At 37.5% G+C, this 15,974-nt stretch carries 18 protein-coding genes; 6 read left to right on the top strand and 12 right to left on the bottom strand.

The annotated features are described in order from the left end of the window. Positions 1-61: 61 nt before the first annotated feature. Together CWS20_RS01970 and CWS20_RS01965 are read right to left on the bottom strand one after the other, a co-directional pair. Positions 62-310: a hypothetical protein gene (locus CWS20_RS01970; RefSeq protein ID WP_066191375.1), complete on the bottom strand. Its 249-nt coding sequence runs from the start codon at positions 308-310 to the stop codon at positions 62-64. A 270-nt stretch (positions 311-580) separates the two neighbouring features. Next, a complete protein-coding gene (locus CWS20_RS01965; protein WP_066191372.1) occupies positions 581-1,261 on the bottom strand; it encodes a metal-dependent hydrolase in 681 nt (226 codons plus the stop codon). A gap of 166 nt (positions 1,262-1,427) precedes the next feature. Here CWS20_RS01965 and CWS20_RS01960 point away from each other — a divergent pair, with 166 nt between their 5' ends. Continuing rightward, entirely contained in the window at positions 1,428-2,525 is a 1,098-nt protein-coding gene (locus CWS20_RS01960) for a M24 family metallopeptidase (RefSeq protein WP_066191369.1), read from the top strand. Between the two features lie 58 nt (positions 2,526-2,583). Here the strand turns inward: CWS20_RS01960 and panF are convergent, their stop codons facing one another. The 3 genes from panF to CWS20_RS27875 all read right to left on the bottom strand — a co-directional run bounded on the left by panF (position 2,584) and on the right by CWS20_RS27875 (position 4,685). After that, a complete protein-coding gene (gene panF, locus CWS20_RS01955; RefSeq protein ID WP_066191366.1) occupies positions 2,584-4,050 on the bottom strand; it encodes a sodium/pantothenate symporter in 1,467 nt (488 codons plus the stop codon). Continuing rightward, positions 4,047-4,328, bottom strand: a complete 282-nt coding sequence (locus CWS20_RS01950; RefSeq protein ID WP_066192063.1) for a YhdT family protein — start codon at positions 4,326-4,328, stop codon at positions 4,047-4,049. The genes panF and CWS20_RS01950 overlap by 4 nt, the downstream gene beginning before the upstream one ends. Positions 4,329-4,529: 201 nt before the next feature. Then, positions 4,530-4,685 carry a hypothetical protein gene (locus tag CWS20_RS27875; RefSeq protein ID WP_157090488.1) on the bottom strand — a complete coding sequence of 52 codons (156 nt, stop codon included), beginning with the start codon at positions 4,683-4,685 and terminating at the stop codon, positions 4,530-4,532. A gap of 106 nt (positions 4,686-4,791) precedes the next feature. On the opposite strand from CWS20_RS27875, the gene CWS20_RS01945 reads away from it, so the two are divergent. After that, positions 4,792-5,253 (top strand): universal stress protein, encoded by a 462-nt coding sequence (locus tag CWS20_RS01945; RefSeq protein ID WP_066191363.1) that lies wholly within the window; start codon positions 4,792-4,794, stop codon positions 5,251-5,253. A 206-nt stretch (positions 5,254-5,459) separates the two neighbouring features. Here CWS20_RS01945 and argH read toward each other — a convergent pair whose 3' ends face one another. The 3 genes from argH to pbp4b all read right to left on the bottom strand — a co-directional run bounded on the left by argH (position 5,460) and on the right by pbp4b (position 9,548). Continuing rightward, a complete protein-coding gene (gene argH / locus CWS20_RS01940; protein ID WP_066191360.1) occupies positions 5,460-6,851 on the bottom strand; it encodes an argininosuccinate lyase in 1,392 nt (463 codons plus the stop codon). Beyond that, positions 6,848-8,056 carry an argininosuccinate synthase gene (locus tag CWS20_RS01935; RefSeq protein WP_066191357.1) on the bottom strand — a complete coding sequence of 403 codons (1,209 nt, stop codon included), beginning with the start codon at positions 8,054-8,056 and terminating at the stop codon, positions 6,848-6,850. Before CWS20_RS01935 ends, argH begins: the two co-directional genes overlap by 4 nt. Before the next feature lie 208 nt (positions 8,057-8,264). Further along, positions 8,265-9,548 carry a penicillin binding protein PBP4B gene (gene pbp4b, locus CWS20_RS01930; RefSeq protein WP_241504128.1) on the bottom strand — a complete coding sequence of 428 codons (1,284 nt, stop codon included), beginning with the start codon at positions 9,546-9,548 and terminating at the stop codon, positions 8,265-8,267. A 314-nt stretch (positions 9,549-9,862) separates the two neighbouring features. Here pbp4b and CWS20_RS01925 point away from each other — a divergent pair, with 314 nt between their 5' ends. Then, positions 9,863-10,177 carry an ABC transporter C-terminal domain-containing protein gene (locus CWS20_RS01925; protein ID WP_066192062.1) on the top strand — a complete coding sequence of 105 codons (315 nt, stop codon included), beginning with the start codon at positions 9,863-9,865 and terminating at the stop codon, positions 10,175-10,177. A 64-nt stretch (positions 10,178-10,241) separates the two neighbouring features. Here CWS20_RS01925 and CWS20_RS01920 read toward each other — a convergent pair whose 3' ends face one another. From CWS20_RS01920 to CWS20_RS01905, 4 genes are all read right to left on the bottom strand, one after another. Then, on the bottom strand, positions 10,242-10,751 hold the full coding sequence (locus tag CWS20_RS01920; protein ID WP_066191353.1) for a MogA/MoaB family molybdenum cofactor biosynthesis protein: 510 nt from the start codon (positions 10,749-10,751) through the stop codon (positions 10,242-10,244). Then, entirely contained in the window at positions 10,748-11,587 is an 840-nt protein-coding gene (locus CWS20_RS01915; protein WP_066191350.1) for an EcsC family protein, read from the bottom strand. Before CWS20_RS01915 ends, CWS20_RS01920 begins: the two co-directional genes overlap by 4 nt. A gap of 538 nt (positions 11,588-12,125) precedes the next feature. Beyond that, entirely contained in the window at positions 12,126-12,677 is a 552-nt protein-coding gene (locus CWS20_RS01910) for an NUMOD4 domain-containing protein (RefSeq protein WP_066191347.1), read from the bottom strand. Positions 12,678-12,830: 153 nt separating this feature from the next. Continuing rightward, positions 12,831-13,220 carry a hypothetical protein gene (locus tag CWS20_RS01905; RefSeq protein WP_066191344.1) on the bottom strand — a complete coding sequence of 130 codons (390 nt, stop codon included), beginning with the start codon at positions 13,218-13,220 and terminating at the stop codon, positions 12,831-12,833. 119 nt (positions 13,221-13,339) lie between these two features. On the opposite strand from CWS20_RS01905, the gene CWS20_RS01900 reads away from it, so the two are divergent. From CWS20_RS01900 to CWS20_RS01890, 3 genes are all read left to right on the top strand, one after another. After that, positions 13,340-14,212, top strand: a complete 873-nt coding sequence (locus CWS20_RS01900) for a hypothetical protein (RefSeq protein WP_066191340.1) — start codon at positions 13,340-13,342, stop codon at positions 14,210-14,212. Between the two features lie 445 nt (positions 14,213-14,657). Then, positions 14,658-15,227 carry a tyrosine-type recombinase/integrase gene (locus CWS20_RS01895; protein ID WP_066191337.1) on the top strand — a complete coding sequence of 190 codons (570 nt, stop codon included), beginning with the start codon at positions 14,658-14,660 and terminating at the stop codon, positions 15,225-15,227. A 93-nt stretch (positions 15,228-15,320) separates the two neighbouring features. Next, complete coding sequence (locus CWS20_RS01890) at positions 15,321-15,536, top strand: hypothetical protein (RefSeq protein ID WP_066191334.1); 216 nt, start codon at positions 15,321-15,323, stop codon at positions 15,534-15,536. The last annotated feature ends 438 nt before the right edge of the window (positions 15,537-15,974 follow it).

The raw sequence follows: 15,974 nt of genomic DNA, 5'->3' as shown, positions 1-15,974 counted from the left end.
ATTTTTCATCCTTATTCTTATTATAAGATGAAAATTAGCGATGTTCAATTAACGGCATTATTTAGTCGTAAGAACGCACCCGTTTTTTTAACGAACGCTGGGCGATTCGCTTTGATTTCCGCGCTCTTTGGTGCGGAGCATACAGCATCGCAGTTAAATTGCCCGCAATGACAACCAGAGCAAACAGGAGCCACGATATCGTAAAAATCCCTTCAGCACCCCCGCTATATAAATTCAGCCGTGGGACTGCATAATACAAAAGCACCCCCGCTAACAGCAAACATAGCATATAACGATTTTTTCTTGTCATCAAACCATCCCTCCTCGAAAGCATTTCTATCATATTTATGCAGACAGGCAGTTAAGAATGCCTGCATTCCTGCTTTAAATAGATTGTTTTAGGAAAGTAGTTCAATGGCGGGCTGGCTTTTTTCCTTATTGGCATTGCTTGGCGAAAGCAGTCCCCTCTTGAACCGTTTTTTCTGCCTATGGGCGCTGTTTGCGAAAATCTCACACCACTTATGCAATTTGACACAAAAAAGCAGCTAGAAGAAAACCTCTCTAAGCTGCACTCATATTTTTATAATTCTATAACGCCGCCTGCTTCAAGCACTTTAACGTTATCACCCTCGACCATTTCTACAAATTTATTATGGTCCTGCTTGATTTGCGGAAAGGTGTTATAGTGAATCGGGACTACTTGCTTCGCTCCAAGCAACTGAACTGCATAAGCTGCATCCTCTGGCCCCATTGTGAAGTTGTCGCCAATTGGAATGAAAGCTAAATCAATTGAGTGTCGATCACCAATTAATTTCATGTCTGAGAATAATCCCGTATCACCTGCATGGTAAATCGTTTTGCCGCCGGTCGTGAGTAGGACGCCTGCAGGCATGCCAAGATAGATGATTTCATTATTATCTGTTACAAGCCCTGTGCCATGGAAAGCTTGCGTCAGCTTAACCTTTCCAAAATCAAATTGATAGGCTCCGCCGATGCTCATGCCATGCGCATTTATGCCGTGAAAGCCAAGATAGGAAGCAAGCTCTGCATTCCCAATAACGAGAGAATTATTTTTCTTTGCAAGTTCAATCGTATCGCCTAAATGATCACCATGGCCATGAGTCACAATAATCACATCGGGCTTTTCTTCCTCTACCTTTAAATCTGTCAATTCATTACCAGTAATAAATGGGTCAAAAAGAATCGTTTTATCCTCTGTTTGAACCTTAACAATTGAATGTCCATGAAATGATACTTTCATCCTGAATCCCCTTCCTATTGATTGTATGTATTGTTATTTCAACATAAAGTGCCGCTATCCCTTTTTATTACCCTCTATTCTTTATATTTAAACAGTTCTTAAAGTTTACATTTTCACATTTAGTTGATACGCTCAATATATAACTTTATATGAGGGGGTTTTTATCATGAATCAAAAATTAAATCAAGTAGCTACTTGGATGAAGGATCACGATATTGACGTATCTTTTTTAACATCATCTGAGAATGTCTTCTATATAAGCTCGTTTTTCAGCGATCCTCATGAGCGCTTATTAGGATTAGCGATTTTCCAAGAGGAAGCGCCGTTTCTTGTATGTCCAAAAATGGAAATAGAAGATGCAAAAAATGCCGGCTGGACTGGTGAAATCGTTGGATACAGCGATATCGAGAACCCTTGGGAGCTCGTACATAATGCAATTAGCAAAAGAATCACTAACGTAAAAAAAGTAGCTATCGAAAAAGAGCATATGAATGTCGAGCGCTATGAAGCACTTACAAAATTATTTCCGAACGCTGCCTTTGCTTCTGCTGAAGAAAAGCTTCGCAAGTTAAGAATGGTGAAGAGTGCAGAGGAATTGGCTTTCATTAAAGAAGCATGTGCTTTAGCGGATTTTGCAATTGAAACAGGCTGTGCCGAGATTGCAGAAGGCAAATCTGAATTGGAAGTTCTTGCAGCTATCGAATATGAATTAAAGAAAAAGGGCGTTAATGAAATGTCCTTCTCCACAATGGTATTAACAGGGAAAAATGGTGCTTCGCCGCATGGTACACCAGGCAGCACAAAAATTCAAAAAGGGGATTTAGTTCTATTTGACTTAGGTGTAGTTTGGAAGGGCTATTGCTCTGATATTACAAGAACTGTTGCCTTCGGCGATATCAATGATAAACAAAAGGAAATCTATGATACTGTTTTAAAAGCCCAGCTGGCCGCAGTTGAAGCAAGTAAGCCAGGTGTAAAAGCGTCAGAGGTTGATTTAACTGCAAGAAAAATCATTGCAGATGCTGGTTATGGAGACTTTTTCCCACACCGTTTAGGACATGGCTTAGGTGTGAGTGTACATGAGTACCCTTCATTAACAGAAACAAATGATTTGCTTCTTGAAGAAGGTATGGTGTACACAATTGAACCTGGTATTTATGTACCGAATGTTGCTGGCGTTCGAATTGAGGATGACCTCGTTTTAACAGCGAAGGGTGCGGAAACGCTAACTAAGTTTCCTAAAGAACTGCAGATTATTAAGTAACATGATGGAGGAAATAAAAAAGAACGCCAGGGAAAAATCCCAAGCGTTCTTTTTTATTTCACACATACCAAAACTTTTTAATGATTTGCTCTTGCTGTATTATGTTCTTTTTCGAGGTTAATAAACTTACAGCAACATAAACGATAAGTGATAAGAATACTGGAACAACTACCGTATGCATCCCCCATAAATCTGGATGAAATCTATCGAGAAGGATATAGGACCCCACGCCAACAATCATTGAACCGAGCGCCCCATAAGCATTTCCTCTTCTCCAATAGAGCCCTAGGACAATCGGCCATATGAAGGCAGCCTCAAGTCCACCGAAAGCAAATAGGTTTAGCCATATAAGCAAGTCAGGTGGATGAATAGAAGCTAAATATACTAAAATACCAATTAATGCGGTAACGCTAAGGCTTATGTTCTTTACAAATCTTTCTGATGCTTCATTGTTTATGTAATTAATATAAATATCTTTTACGAGAGAGGAGCTAATCAATAACAGCAGCGAATTCACCGTAGATATAACAGCAGCAATCGGCGCTGCCAAAACGATTCCAGCCAGCCATGAAGGCAGAATGGTCAAGGTTAATTGCGGCATAACCGTGTCTCCTACCTCTATTCCTGGAAGAACAGCTCGTGCAAAGACACCCGTCAAATGCATGCCCAGCATAATGGCTCCAGTTACAAATGTCCCTATAATCATTGCTGTGTGCATGGCTTTAGAGTTTTTATATGACATCGCTCTTACAGCAATTTGCGGCAACCCAACAACACCTACACCTACTATAATCCAAAAGCTGGATACATATAATGCGGTAAGCGACCCATCTGCACCAAATGGCGTAATTAAATTTGGGTTTTCAGCAGCTAAATCATTTACTATATTCGTGACGCCTCCGCCAGCGATAATGGTTCCCACTAAAATAATGATCGTCCCCATTAACATAATGAAGCCAAGAATGGTATCTGTTATAGCCACAGCCCGGAATCCGCCCATTACTACGAAAGCAAGAACTGAAATCGTAAAGATAAATAAAGCTGTCTGATACGATACGCCCATAAATGACTCCAGCAAACGTCCACCGCCAATCCACTGAGCGGTCATTGAGGCAAATAAAAAGATTACAATACATAATGATGACAGAATAACGACCCATTTGCTCTTATAGCGCTCTCGCAAGAAATCATTCAAAGTAACTGCGTTTATTTTCCTCGCTGTTATCGCAAACTTTTTTCCTAAAACAGATAATGTAAAATAGCCGGTTACTACTTGAGCCATTGACAATAAAACCCATCCAAGTCCCATATTATAAGCAATTCCAGGCCCGCCTATAAAGCTAGAAGCACTTCCATAGGTTGCAACCATCGTCATTGCTAGTACTAACCCGCCAAGATTTCTCCCGCCAAGGAAATATTCTTGCAAGAAATTCGGACCTTGTTTAAGAAACTTAGTCGCATAAAAGCCAAACAAGAATAATGCTCCAAGAAAAATTAATAATGGAATGGTTACTCCTAAATTCATTGATCTTCCTCCATCCCTTCACTCTCGAAAGGAACTTCTGTAAAAAACAGGCGAACAACTACAAATACGACTGCTGACATCACTAAAAATCCTAAAACACAACTGTAAAAAAACCATGCCGGCAATCCAAATATGAATTGATATTCCTCTACTGGTTGACCTCCTAATCCATAGGCAAAACCATACCACCAGACAAAATTAATAATAGCCAAGCCAATGCCAATGAGTGCTTCGCGGTTAGATACTTTATATCTGGGATCGATTTGATAGTTCTTCATATTGCGCATTACCCGCACCTACCCTCTCTGTAGTTAACCAATCTTTATCCCCATTGCACCCTCTATTTTAATATAAATTAAAAGCAATAGGGACAAACTTTAGTTATTTTTGCTCGGGAGATGTTTTGTTTTCGTGGTTCGAATGAATAAAACATCTAAAAAACGATGAGATTTCTATTGATCTCATCGTTTTTTAATCGCTTATTTATTTTGCTCATCATCAATCAATTCGTTTGTAATGACTTCACGATCCACTGTTCCGCCATTATAGGCTTCCATGATTGAATCGCTGATTGACTGCTCCGCTTCCCCTTCATTAAAGAAGCTTTGAGGTGCATTTTCTTCATTTTTTTTCAAGTGAGTTCACTCCTTTGTCAAAATAATTCACAATTATTGTTTGATTTATTGCTACATTTATTCATAAAAAGGGTATGTATAATATAGGTAAAGGAGGAGATAAAAAATGAGTATACATTATGAAAACATTTTGGTTGCTGTAGATGGTTCAACAGAGGCAGAATACGGTTTTAAAAAGGCGATGGAAATGGCAAAGTTGAATGGAGCCAATCTCATATTGACTCATGTTATTGATACTCGAACTTACACAGCTGTGGAGGCTTATGACCGTACTAGCGCAGAGCGTGCCAATACATTCGCAAAAGAGTTAATGGAAAAATACAAGAATGAATGCTTTGAAGCTGGTATTACACATGTGGAGTATGAAATTGAATATGGTTCTCCTAAAGTAAAAATCCCTAAGGATATTGCTAAAAAATATAATGTTGACTTAATCATTTGCGGCGCGACTGGATTAAATGCGGTTGAGCGATTCCTCATTGGCAGTGTATCTGAACAAATTACTCGCCATGCGCCATGTGACGTATTAGTCGTTAGACCTAGTAAAACAATGAATCATGATGATTAGTTAGACCAACTCGTTTAATAAATCTTCTTAAATAGATTATTAACATATGTCAACCCCACCCGTTATCAAGGGTGGGGTTAACTTTCCATAGGATGGTTGAAAAGAAGCCTTTTCGACCATTTAATGCTTTACTCAGTTGAACGAGGGGATAGAAGCTGTCTAGGCTTGGTCTAGAGCTTTCTTTCGATAAAAAAGAGCATACTGTATTAAACAGCGTGCTCTTCTTCTTTTAATAACGTCTTTGCCTTTTCAATCGCAAGTTTTACTTGTGCAAATCCAGTTCCGCCAGCACTGTTTCTTCTTTCGACAGCGGTGTATGGATCAAGAACTGTATAAATATCGTCTTCAAATAATGGATTTACATCTTTATATTCCTCTAAAGGTAGGTCTCCTAAGAAACAGCCCTTTTGAACACATGTAAGGACAAGCTTTCCAACGATTTCGTGTGCTTCACGGAAAGGCACACCCTTGCCTGATAAATAGTCTGCCAGCTCTGTTGCATTAGAAAAATCATTCTTTGTTGCTTTTTCCATTTGCTGCTTCTTCACCTTCATTGATTTAATCATGCCAGCAAAGATTTTTAAAGAGCCAATCACCGTTTTGACTGTATCGAACATACCTTCTTTATCTTCTTGCATATCTTTGTTATAAGCAAGAGGCAATCCTTTAAGAACTGTCAGCAACCCCATCAAATTTCCATAAACTCGACCGGTTTTGCCGCGAATCAGCTCAGCCATATCCGGGTTTTTCTTTTGCGGCATGATGCTGCTTCCGGTTGCAAAGCTGTCATCTAACTCGATGAACTGGAATTCTTGGCTTGACCAAAGTATGAATTCTTCACTTAGTCGCGATAAATGCATCATTAAGATAGAGCTTGAAGATAAAAACTCAAGAATGAAGTCACGGTCGCTTACTGCGTCAAGGCTGTTTTCATATATCCCATCAAACCCTAAAAAACCAGCTGTTTGATAGCGATCAATCGGGAACGTAGTCCCAGCCAGCGCGCCGGCGCCAAGCGGAGATAGATTGATGCGTTTCATGCTTTCTTCGAAGCGCTCTTTATCCCGTTCTAGCATCCAAAAATACGCCATTAAATGATGGGCAAAAGAAATCGGCTGCGCTCTTTGAAGATGTGTATATCCAGGCATGACTGTTTCAACATTCGCTTCCGCTTGTTCGACCAAAGCTTCCTGCATTTCTTTAATTAATTGAGCAATGACAGCTACTTGCTTCTTCAAATATAAATGCATATCAGTAGCAACCTGATCATTACGGCTTCTTGCCGTATGAAGCTTGCCGCCAACCGGCCCTACAATATCTGTTAATGCGCTTTCTAAGTTCAAATGGATATCCTCTAGCTTAACTGAGTATGACAGCTCGTCCTTAGCAGCTTTTTCTTGGAGCTGCATTAATCCATCTTTTATTTTTTCTGCATCTTCTTCACTAATTATCCCATTTGCAGAAAGCATCGTCACATGCGCGATGCTCCCTTCAAGGTCTTCATTTACAAGCTCCTGGTCGAATTCGATTGATGCGCCAAATTCGTCGACCCATTCCTCAGCAGACTTTGTAAATCTGCCTCCCCATAATTTCTTCACACTGTCACCTTCTTGTTGGTTTGCACAATGCTTTGTACTTTTGTCGGCAGACCCCAAAGTTTGATGAAGCCTACTGCTGCATTATGATCAAACTCATCATCAGATGTGTATGTTGCTAATTTTTCATCATATAGTGAATATGGAGATTTTCTTCCTTCAATAATTGCATGTCCTTTGAAAAGCTTCACTCTTACTGTACCAGTTACAAAGGTTTGAGTTTCTTTTAAGAAAGCTTGTAATGCATTTCTTAATTGTGAGAACCAAAGACCTTCATAAATTAACTCAGAAATTTGCTTTTCAATTACTGGTTTAAAGTGAGCTAATTCTTTTACAAGTGTAAGATCTTCTAATTCTTTGTGTGCTTTAATTAATGTCATTGCCCCAGGGCATTCATATACTTCTCGGGATTTAATTCCTACAAGGCGGTTTTCCACATGGTCAATACGGCCAACACCATGCTTTCCGGCAATAAAGTTTAATTCTAAGATTAATTTTGAAAGCGGGTACTCTTTACCATTTAAAGTTACTGGAACCCCTTGTTCAAATCCGATTTCAATAATATCTGGCGTATCCGGAGTTGTTTCAAGGCTTGCAGTCAATTCATAAGCATCTTCAGGCGGTGCAGCCCATGGATCTTCAAGAATACCGCACTCATTGCTTCGGCCCCATAGATTTTGGTCAATCGAATATGGTGAATCTAGTTTAATGGGAACAGGAATGTTGTTTTGTTTTGCATATTCAATTTCTTCTTCACGAGACCATTTCCAGTCACGAACTGGTGCTAATACTTGCAGCTCAGGATTTAATCCTTGAATCGCCACTTCGAAACGAACTTGGTCATTTCCTTTTCCAGTACAGCCGTGTGCAACCGCTACAGCGCCTTCTTGTTCAGCAACTTCTACTAGCTTTTTCGCGATTAACGGACGGGATAATGCAGATACAAGCGGATATTTGTTTTCGTAAAGCGCATGTGCTTGAAGCGCAACTAATGCAAATTCCTGTGCGAATTCTTCTTTTGCATCAATGACGTACGACGACACCGCACCAACCTGCAACGCTTTTTCTTTAATAAAGTCAAGGTCCTTTCCTTCACCTACATCTAAGCAGCAAGCTACGACTGAATATCCTTGATCTCCTAACCATTTAATTGCAACTGAAGTATCTAAACCGCCTGAGTAGGCAAGAACAACTTTTGGATTTGACATAATATTATTTCCTCCTTGAAGTATAAACGTATAAATATTCAACAATATATATTTTTATTCAACTTATTATGATATTACTTTAACAACCTTTCCTTAAAATTGCAATAGTTTCATCCGATTTTTTATAAAATATCCACGAATTAATTAATGCACATATTTATCCATAAAAAAAAAAGTAAAAATCCAGTTTGGATTCTTACTTTTAGCTTTAGCGTATCATTGCTTGATATACTGCCTGCACAACATTACCATATTCACTGATTCCATACGTATCTCCATAAAATCTGTTCGGTTCAGTTGCAGGATTCATTACTTTAGAATGCTTCTTATTTGTCAAAAGGACAATGCCTAAATTATTTTCCTTATCTATCATTGTCACTGTCCCTGTCCAGCCAGTATGGCCAATTACCTCTTCATTTGCATATTCACTAAACATCCATTCCATACTTTCATTGCCATTAATTCTCCACCCGAGTCCATATGTCGGGCTGTAATCTGAAGGCGATGTGAATAATTCGATCGTCTCCTCATCAAACAGCTTTGTCTTTCCATAGCCTCCTCCATTTAACATAACCTGCAGGAGTACAGCTAAGTCATTAGTCGTTGAAAATAAACCGGCATGTCCAGAAATCCCGCCCATTGAATAATATGCCTTTTCATCATGTACTTCTCCTTGCAGTGTATAGTTTCTTATGTTCGGAAAAGAGATTGCTCCGTCACGCGTATTGCCTAGCAATTCTGTAGCTGCAATATGCTTTTGCTTCTCTTTCTTATCTAAAGGATTAAATTTTGTTTTTTTCAAGCCGAGCGGTTTATAAATGTTATTCTCCACATACATATCCAAGCGCTGTCCTGTAATTTCTTCAACAATCATGCCAAGCAGCATATAGTCAATATCACTGTAAATTTGCGCAGTGCCTGTTTCATTTTGCAGCGGAGTTTTTAGAAGCATTTCTTTTGTCTTATCTCGATCCTGTGAATATAATTCGCCTGCACGTTCAGGATTATGGTAATGAATACTCGAAGGAAAACCTGCTGTATGCTCGAGAAGATCCCTTACTAAAATATCACCTTTCCCCTTAATCTTATCGTTAGGACTATCCTTAAAGTCAGGTAAATAATGTTGCACCTTTTCATCCACATTCAAAGCTCCTATACTGACGAGGTGCTGCAGAGCATAATTCGTTGCATACATTTTCGTATTTGATGCGAGATCAAATATTGTCGTTGTTTTCATCTTTTGCGGCTTCTTTAACGGAGTATGCTTGTCATATATTTGTGCATAGCCATAAGCTTCATCCATTACAATTTTTCCATCCTTAATTACGACTATGGCTGCACCTGGAAACCCTGCATCAATTTCTGATTGTATGAGCTTATCTACCTTTTTCAAACCGCTAGAGGAAAAGCCTGCATCCTCTGGCCTTTTTGCCTTTTTTAATGTTGAATATTGATGTTTTTTACCTTGAGTGAAGAAAGTTTCTTTTTCAATGGATGTGTTTGCACCTGCACTCCCGCTGAAAGGGCCCAAAAAAAGTAAAATAATTAAAATGACGACGACTGGCTTTTTCAGAATAGCTTCACTCCTTTTAAAAATATAGAATATTAAAATATTTCAATCTATGTTAATATATTCTTTCGGACATGTAAACGGAATAAGATAAATCAGCCAAAAAGGTCTAGATTTACGACATTCACTTATAATAGATTACCTATTTTCAACTGCGACATGCATGAAGCAAATGACATGGAGAAATAAAAGAAATCATGTATGATAAAGACAAAACAATTAAGGGAGATTTATTAATGAAGGATTATTTTTCTTATAATAATAGGTTGGGCATCCTTATCCCTTCATTAAGCAAAGAGTGGGATGATTTTGATGATGAAGTTCAGCAAGGAATATTACTTTACTGGGAAAAAATACGAGGTGGAATCCCTGATCGGATTGCAGAACTTGAGCAAGTCATTAATAAAAAGCAGGATGCGTTATCAGATGAAAGCGACTTTATTAAGTCATGTGAATTAAATAGCGAAATAGCAGAGCTTGCTTCACAAATAAATGAATTGTGGCTATGGTTTCGAACGGGTCAAGACTTGTCTGTGAAAAAACATGTATAAGTTTTTTCTTAAACAAAAGCAGAAGCTGAACACCCTCTAAGAGATTGTTCAGCTTCTGCCTTTTTTATAAATCTTTATTCAATTCTTTTACTACATGTCCCAGCTCAGGCAAAATTAGTTTAGTCATTGCCAGCTTTACAGCACCGGAAGATCCGGGCGTACAAAAAACAGCTTTGTTTTCAATGACTCCGGCTGCTGCTCTGGAAAGGATTGCTGCTGAACCGATGTCTTCGGTATAGCTTAACATGCGAAACAATTCTCCAAAACCATCAATTTCTTTATGAAATAGCGATTGAACAGTCTCGATTGTGACATCTCTTAAAGCGATTCCAGTTCCTCCGTTTGTTAATATCACATCAACTTCATCATTCTCATAACCGGAAATGACGCTAGAACGGATAGCACCTTTATCATCTTTAACTATTTCATAATCTGAAACAATATGCCCTGAGTTCTCTATCAGCCTCATCATCAGTTTACCGCTTTTATCTGTTTCTTTGTCTCTAGTATCACTCACTGTAATGACTTTGCATTTAACTTGCATTGCCGTTTTTTTATGCTCGACGACGCTCAATATTCCTCACCCTTATTTGCCAAATATCTAAATTGGTAATACTTGTGGGCAAAGTCCGTAACCCTTCTTGTTAACTGATAGTTTGACCCTGCTCCAATTGCCATGCTAATTAATGGCATGCCCTGTATTGATTTTTTTCGGAGCATAATGATGGCAACTGCTTTCAAGAGCTGTTTAATCGGTTGTTCAAGCCATGTACCATCTGTTAAGTCTTCTTTTCCTTCATAAAAATATAAATCTTCATGACGGTCGAGGTCTTCCATTAAATCCTCCCACGCTCTTCCTTGTAAACGAAGAGGCAGTGTCGCCGCATGAAATACTTTAAAGGAGCTCATCATTTCAAATGGCGTATTTACTTCGACACCATACGTCATGGCAATCAGTTGAACTGACCTTAAATTTATGACAGTCATTGCAGGAATATCACTGCCGATCATGATTGCACCGCCTGTACCGGCAGCACCGCCTTGAGCAAGCGAATACATTCTATGTCTGGCAATTTGTTGTTTTGCTATATATTGCAGCTGATCAATTTGCAGCGCGTTCATATCCTCAAGCGATTGAATATCAGGATGAAAGATTCTGCCTGCAGTTAAAATCCGCTCTTTTGCGTCAACTTGCAAATGTGAGCCTTGAATTAATGCGTGCAGATGGAATAACCAGCTATCTAATAGCGAGAAAAGCTGTTGTTGAACCTCTTGAGGCAACAGCGCTAAAGATTGTTCCAAATATTTTTCATATGAGCGTTCAAAATCATTTGGTTCATATGTATAAAGCTTGTTCTCCCATTCACGAATTTCTTGCAGTACAGCTTGTTCACGGTCTGTTAATGGCATCGTCTTCTTCCTCCATTTCAAAACTCGTCTTTTGTAATCAGTATAGCATAATGGGTGAGGATTATGTGTATGAGGAGGATATGGCTGCAGTGGAGTAAGGAATAAAAATGGTTTGATCACATTAAAAAAGACGAAGACATCGTCTTCGTCAGGCTGTAGAGAAACTCCTATCAAAATAAAGTGAGAGCAGGAGAATTAACATCGCTTTTTTAGCAGTTCGAGCGTCGAGCTGCTTTGTCGCTGCGCGCCTCTAGTGTCTCAACTTTATCACTTCTCCGGCAGGAGTTGAGCAGCAATCTCTATAATGCTGTCTTCACTCTGAAACGAGACAACTGGCTTCATCTAAATTAAACTAACAACATCACGTGCAATCATTACTTCCTCATTTGTCGGGATAATCATTACTTTTACCGGTGAAATTTTAACGACCAAAACCTTGATTTATCAATCTTTTTCAATGTTATTTGATTCGATTGTATCATTTAGGTAATGGTTAGTACAGTAAAATAAGCAACTTCTTTTCTTATTCGAATAAAGGCTAAATTATATCCTTCCATACTTTAAAATTAACTATTTTCGAGATATTCTGTTGACTAACTCCGAATTTTTTTCTTAATGCTTCTGTTCCGAATTCTTTATCTCTAGGGATATAATTTTCCCTGATATATCGAACTTCTTTTACTTTTAGTTTGGAACTTGGATTTTCTTCACCGATAAATACTGTTGCCTTCATTAATCCTGTATCAAATGCATGTTTTATGTTTTCTCTGCTGGTATTCCATTCTAAATTAGATGCATAATTATTGATTTTATCTCCGTCTTTATGATTAACTTCAGGTTTATTATTAGGATTTGGGATGAATGCTACAGACACCAGCCTATGAATTAGAAACATTTTTGCCTTTCCGTTTTTGCATAACCCTACTTGAAAATATCCTTTGCGATCGGAAATAGGCTTTAATATCTTTTCTTTAAAGGTTCGATTACGGCCATCTGATCCAATATTTTTTCTCAATAAACTTTTAACCCTTCCTTTATTGCTTACTTGGTACAAGCCTTCATAGCCCGCAATATCCTGCCAAATTTCCATTCTTAGCGTCTCCCCCTGAATTGTTATAACCGAATATTACAAATTTAAGAGGAAGACTTCTATCTTTCCTTTCGCAATATCTAAAGTCCTCAACCCTTTCTTATTAAAAAGCTATTTTATTCCAATAAAAAAGCACCCCGAAGGATGCTTCAATTAAATATCATAATCAGATAATTTAAAGTTACCTAACTTATCTATTTCAGTAGTATAACTACCTGAAGACTTTAGATACTTTAAAATATCAATTAAACGACTATGTGATATCCCATGTTTTTCTAATTCCATTCTAAATTCTAGGAAAGATGGCATTTCTTTTAATGACTTTTCTTGTTTGTAAAAAGGATCCAATTGGTCGCACACAATAGAAACTTGTTCTCGATTAATAAAACCCAAATTACCTAATTCGCCTTCTAACTCTTCCTCTACACCGTTAAGCAATCCGAAGATTCTGCTATCACTTATTTGGCAAATTCCTTGTTGTTTTTGGATACGGTAAACCTCACCAAATAATTTACCTAAAGCTAGTTTTAACTCTTGATCCATATTACCCACTCCTTTTCACATACTTATTTCGACAAAAGGATAAATTCCCCTTCATAAAATATCGACTTCTTTTATTCCTCAGCTTTATAATTAAATTAATTAGTAAAAAGGAGGTGAATATGGACTTAAACGGACTCATATCAACAATTACAACTTCTACTGCAGCACTTGTTGCAATTATCGGTGGTTTCTTAGTAAGTAGAGTAATATCCCTGGCTAGTGATCAGAATGGTATAAAACGAAGGATTAGAGAAATAAAAAAAGATTTAGATGCTAAACGAGAAATGTTGGAAAATGCCGAAAGATTTTTATTCGAAGATGATTTAAATGACTTCGTTTCAAATGATAACATCAAACTAATAATACTTGGAAGAACACTTGAAGAAGTTATAGAAGAAGATGAGTATGATCTTTTAACTGAAGAAGAAGTAGAGCCTTATTATAAGCAAGTAAAGCAAATTGCATTAGAAATAGCAGAACTTCAAAATTCCACGGATGAATATTACGATAAGTTCAGCAAGTTTAAAGAAGCATTCAAAGACTTTAAATACCCCGATCGCATGAATTGGTATGAAAAGGTATTTAAAGTAATGGACGATATGGCTCAACCAGAATCGAATTTTCCTTTAGGTGGCTTTAAATTTCGACCTGCTGTTCCCAATATAAACACCGATTATAAAGATACAAGAAAAGAACAGGATCGGTTAAATGATGATATAAGAGTGTTGGAACTTCAGTTAGCGGAACAACTAAAGATTCTTAATGATTACGGTAAACCTAAATGGGTATGGAGCGGAATGTTTGTGCTGATATATTCTTGCGGTGTCGGGATTGTTTACCCTTCAACTTTGCTGCCGTATTCTACAGATACATACGATGATGTATTAACTAAATGGTTCCTTCTTGGGTTATTCTTCAGTCAACTAGTTGCATTATTCGTTTACTTAGGATTCGCGATGTACAAGCTAACAAACGATAAAGATGAATCTTAAAATTTTTTTTCAAAAGCCTTCATTACAGGAGGTTTTTGTTTTGTTCACTTTTACATCTCCCCCTGTTCTTTGGAAATACTCAAAAATGTTTAGTAGGGAGTGCTGCTTCGAATTTCAATTTTCGGCAAAAAGAAACGTAAACGCGGCCCGAAGCCTTACCTTCTCCTAATCTTATTCAACGTCCTCCTTCTGCCTTTCTATCTGGATCAGGCAACACTCTAATGCCTTCAGAACGTATTCATATTGACTTGTACTTTCATCAACACTATGATGCCTTGGCCAAGGAATAAGCAAGGGTTCAAATGTAAACTAATAATCAAAAGTTTACTTTCATATCACCTATATTATTGACTTTAAGTATTATCCAATGATAATATTGATTTAATCGAAAAAAGTATACATTCAAATGATTGATTTTATTCGTATTGATGGAGGATGAAGAAGAATGCCCAAAGAACATTTGATTGACGTTCAACCGATCAGAAACAAACAACAACTTTCAGATATGAAATGGGCTTTGAAAAGACATTGCAACGAACGTGACTACATACTATTTCTTATTGGCATTAATACTGGCCTTCGAGTTTCTGATCTGCTAAAGCTTGAAACAGATCACATTAAGAAGATAAAGAAGAAGACAAGGAAAGAGTTTCTTGTGCGTGAAGGAAAGACTAAGAAGGAACGAATGATAAACATTACATCTATTTACAACGAGATTCTTGCTTATGCTGAAACTGTTGAGAGTATTTGGTTGTTTCCAAGCCGCAAAGGTGATAAGCCAATAAGTAAGATTCAGGCATACCGGCAGCTACAAAAGGCTGGCAACTTTGCTGGTATTGATTCAATTGGTACACATACCATGCGTAAGACGTTTGGATATTGGTTTTATAAACAGACTAAAGACGTTGCAATGCTACAAGACATATTGAACCATAGTACACCACGGATTACATTAACTTACATCGGAATAAACAAAGAAGAGAAAGATAATATACTTGATACATTTAGTATTTAATGAGAGCTGCCTTAATGGTAGTTCTTTTTTTATTTGAGTTAAATCACTTATCATGTGTAAAACTAAGCAAAAAAGAACGAAGGAGCCAAAGCGATGAAACACAACGTTAAACGTAAACATGAATTCCTATTAAATGACGAAGCAGTTGAACTATTGGACATCATCAGAGGTAAAATGGCTTCACAACTATATAGAGAAGGCTATGATCCGGAATATTGCACTGAAGTAATTGTTGATGATGACGTATTAATGCTTGAGATTTTAAGGAAGGTAAATAATTATTTGTTTTTGTTATTAAAACAAGAGTAAGGATTGATTAAAAACATGTTTGAATAACTGGTTCTGGCATGTAAATTATAACGTTTCCCCTTCCTTAACCCTTATATATATTCATGCTCGATAATTAACCTTTAACAGAACGGCACTTAGTCGGGTGTTCTCTCGATAACTTCCCCTAACATTATTTCAAAATTTATTTTTACAAAGTGCAAGAATATCGCGTTTTCCACCTAACTTTTTCGTATTAATGTAAATATGAAGAAAGCAACACCTACCTTAATTGTTTTCTTCAAATGTCCGATTTTTTTCCTTTCTTATACAGGTTATTTTCTGAAGGGCCAATAACACGGCTTCCTACAACACTCTTCAGAATTTAACCTGTCTTTTTTATTTTACCGCAAGAATTTATTTCTCTTCTTTTTAAGCAACCACTCCATATCAGTATAGACCAATCAAATTAATATCGAT

Source organism: Cytobacillus horneckiae (genome assembly GCF_002835735.1).
GTDB lineage: Bacteria > Bacillota > Bacilli > Bacillales > Cytobacillaceae > Cytobacillus > Cytobacillus horneckiae.
Note: the sequence above shows the minus strand (reverse complement) of the source record. Positions and strands in the feature narration are given on the sequence as shown.

Bases quoted from the DNA above. Each gene is read 5' to 3' on its own strand.
- CWS20_RS01970 (WP_066191375.1), bottom strand. From the start codon at position 310: ATGACAAGAAAAAATCGTTATATGCTATGTTTGCTGTTAGCGGGGGTG.
- CWS20_RS01965 (WP_066191372.1), bottom strand. From the start codon at position 1,261: ATGAAAGTATCATTTCATGGACATTCAATTGTTAAGGTTCAAACAGAG.
- CWS20_RS01960 (WP_066191369.1), top strand. From the start codon at position 1,428: ATGAATCAAAAATTAAATCAAGTAGCTACTTGGATGAAGGATCACGAT.
- panF (WP_066191366.1), bottom strand. From the start codon at position 4,050: ATGAATTTAGGAGTAACCATTCCATTATTAATTTTTCTTGGAGCATTA.
- CWS20_RS01950 (WP_066192063.1), bottom strand. From the start codon at position 4,328: ATGAAGAACTATCAAATCGATCCCAGATATAAAGTATCTAACCGCGAA.
- CWS20_RS01945 (WP_066191363.1), top strand. From the start codon at position 4,792: ATGAGTATACATTATGAAAACATTTTGGTTGCTGTAGATGGTTCAACA.
- CWS20_RS01935 (WP_066191357.1), bottom strand. From the start codon at position 8,056: ATGTCAAATCCAAAAGTTGTTCTTGCCTACTCAGGCGGTTTAGATACT.
- CWS20_RS01925 (WP_066192062.1), top strand. From the start codon at position 9,863: ATGAAGGATTATTTTTCTTATAATAATAGGTTGGGCATCCTTATCCCT.
- CWS20_RS01915 (WP_066191350.1), bottom strand. From the start codon at position 11,587: ATGCCATTAACAGACCGTGAACAAGCTGTACTGCAAGAAATTCGTGAA.
- CWS20_RS01910 (WP_066191347.1), bottom strand. From the start codon at position 12,677: ATGGAAATTTGGCAGGATATTGCGGGCTATGAAGGCTTGTACCAAGTA.
- CWS20_RS01905 (WP_066191344.1), bottom strand. From the start codon at position 13,220: ATGGATCAAGAGTTAAAACTAGCTTTAGGTAAATTATTTGGTGAGGTT.
- CWS20_RS01900 (WP_066191340.1), top strand. From the start codon at position 13,340: ATGGACTTAAACGGACTCATATCAACAATTACAACTTCTACTGCAGCA.
- CWS20_RS01895 (WP_066191337.1), top strand. From the start codon at position 14,658: ATGCCCAAAGAACATTTGATTGACGTTCAACCGATCAGAAACAAACAA.
- CWS20_RS01890 (WP_066191334.1), top strand. From the start codon at position 15,321: ATGAAACACAACGTTAAACGTAAACATGAATTCCTATTAAATGACGAA.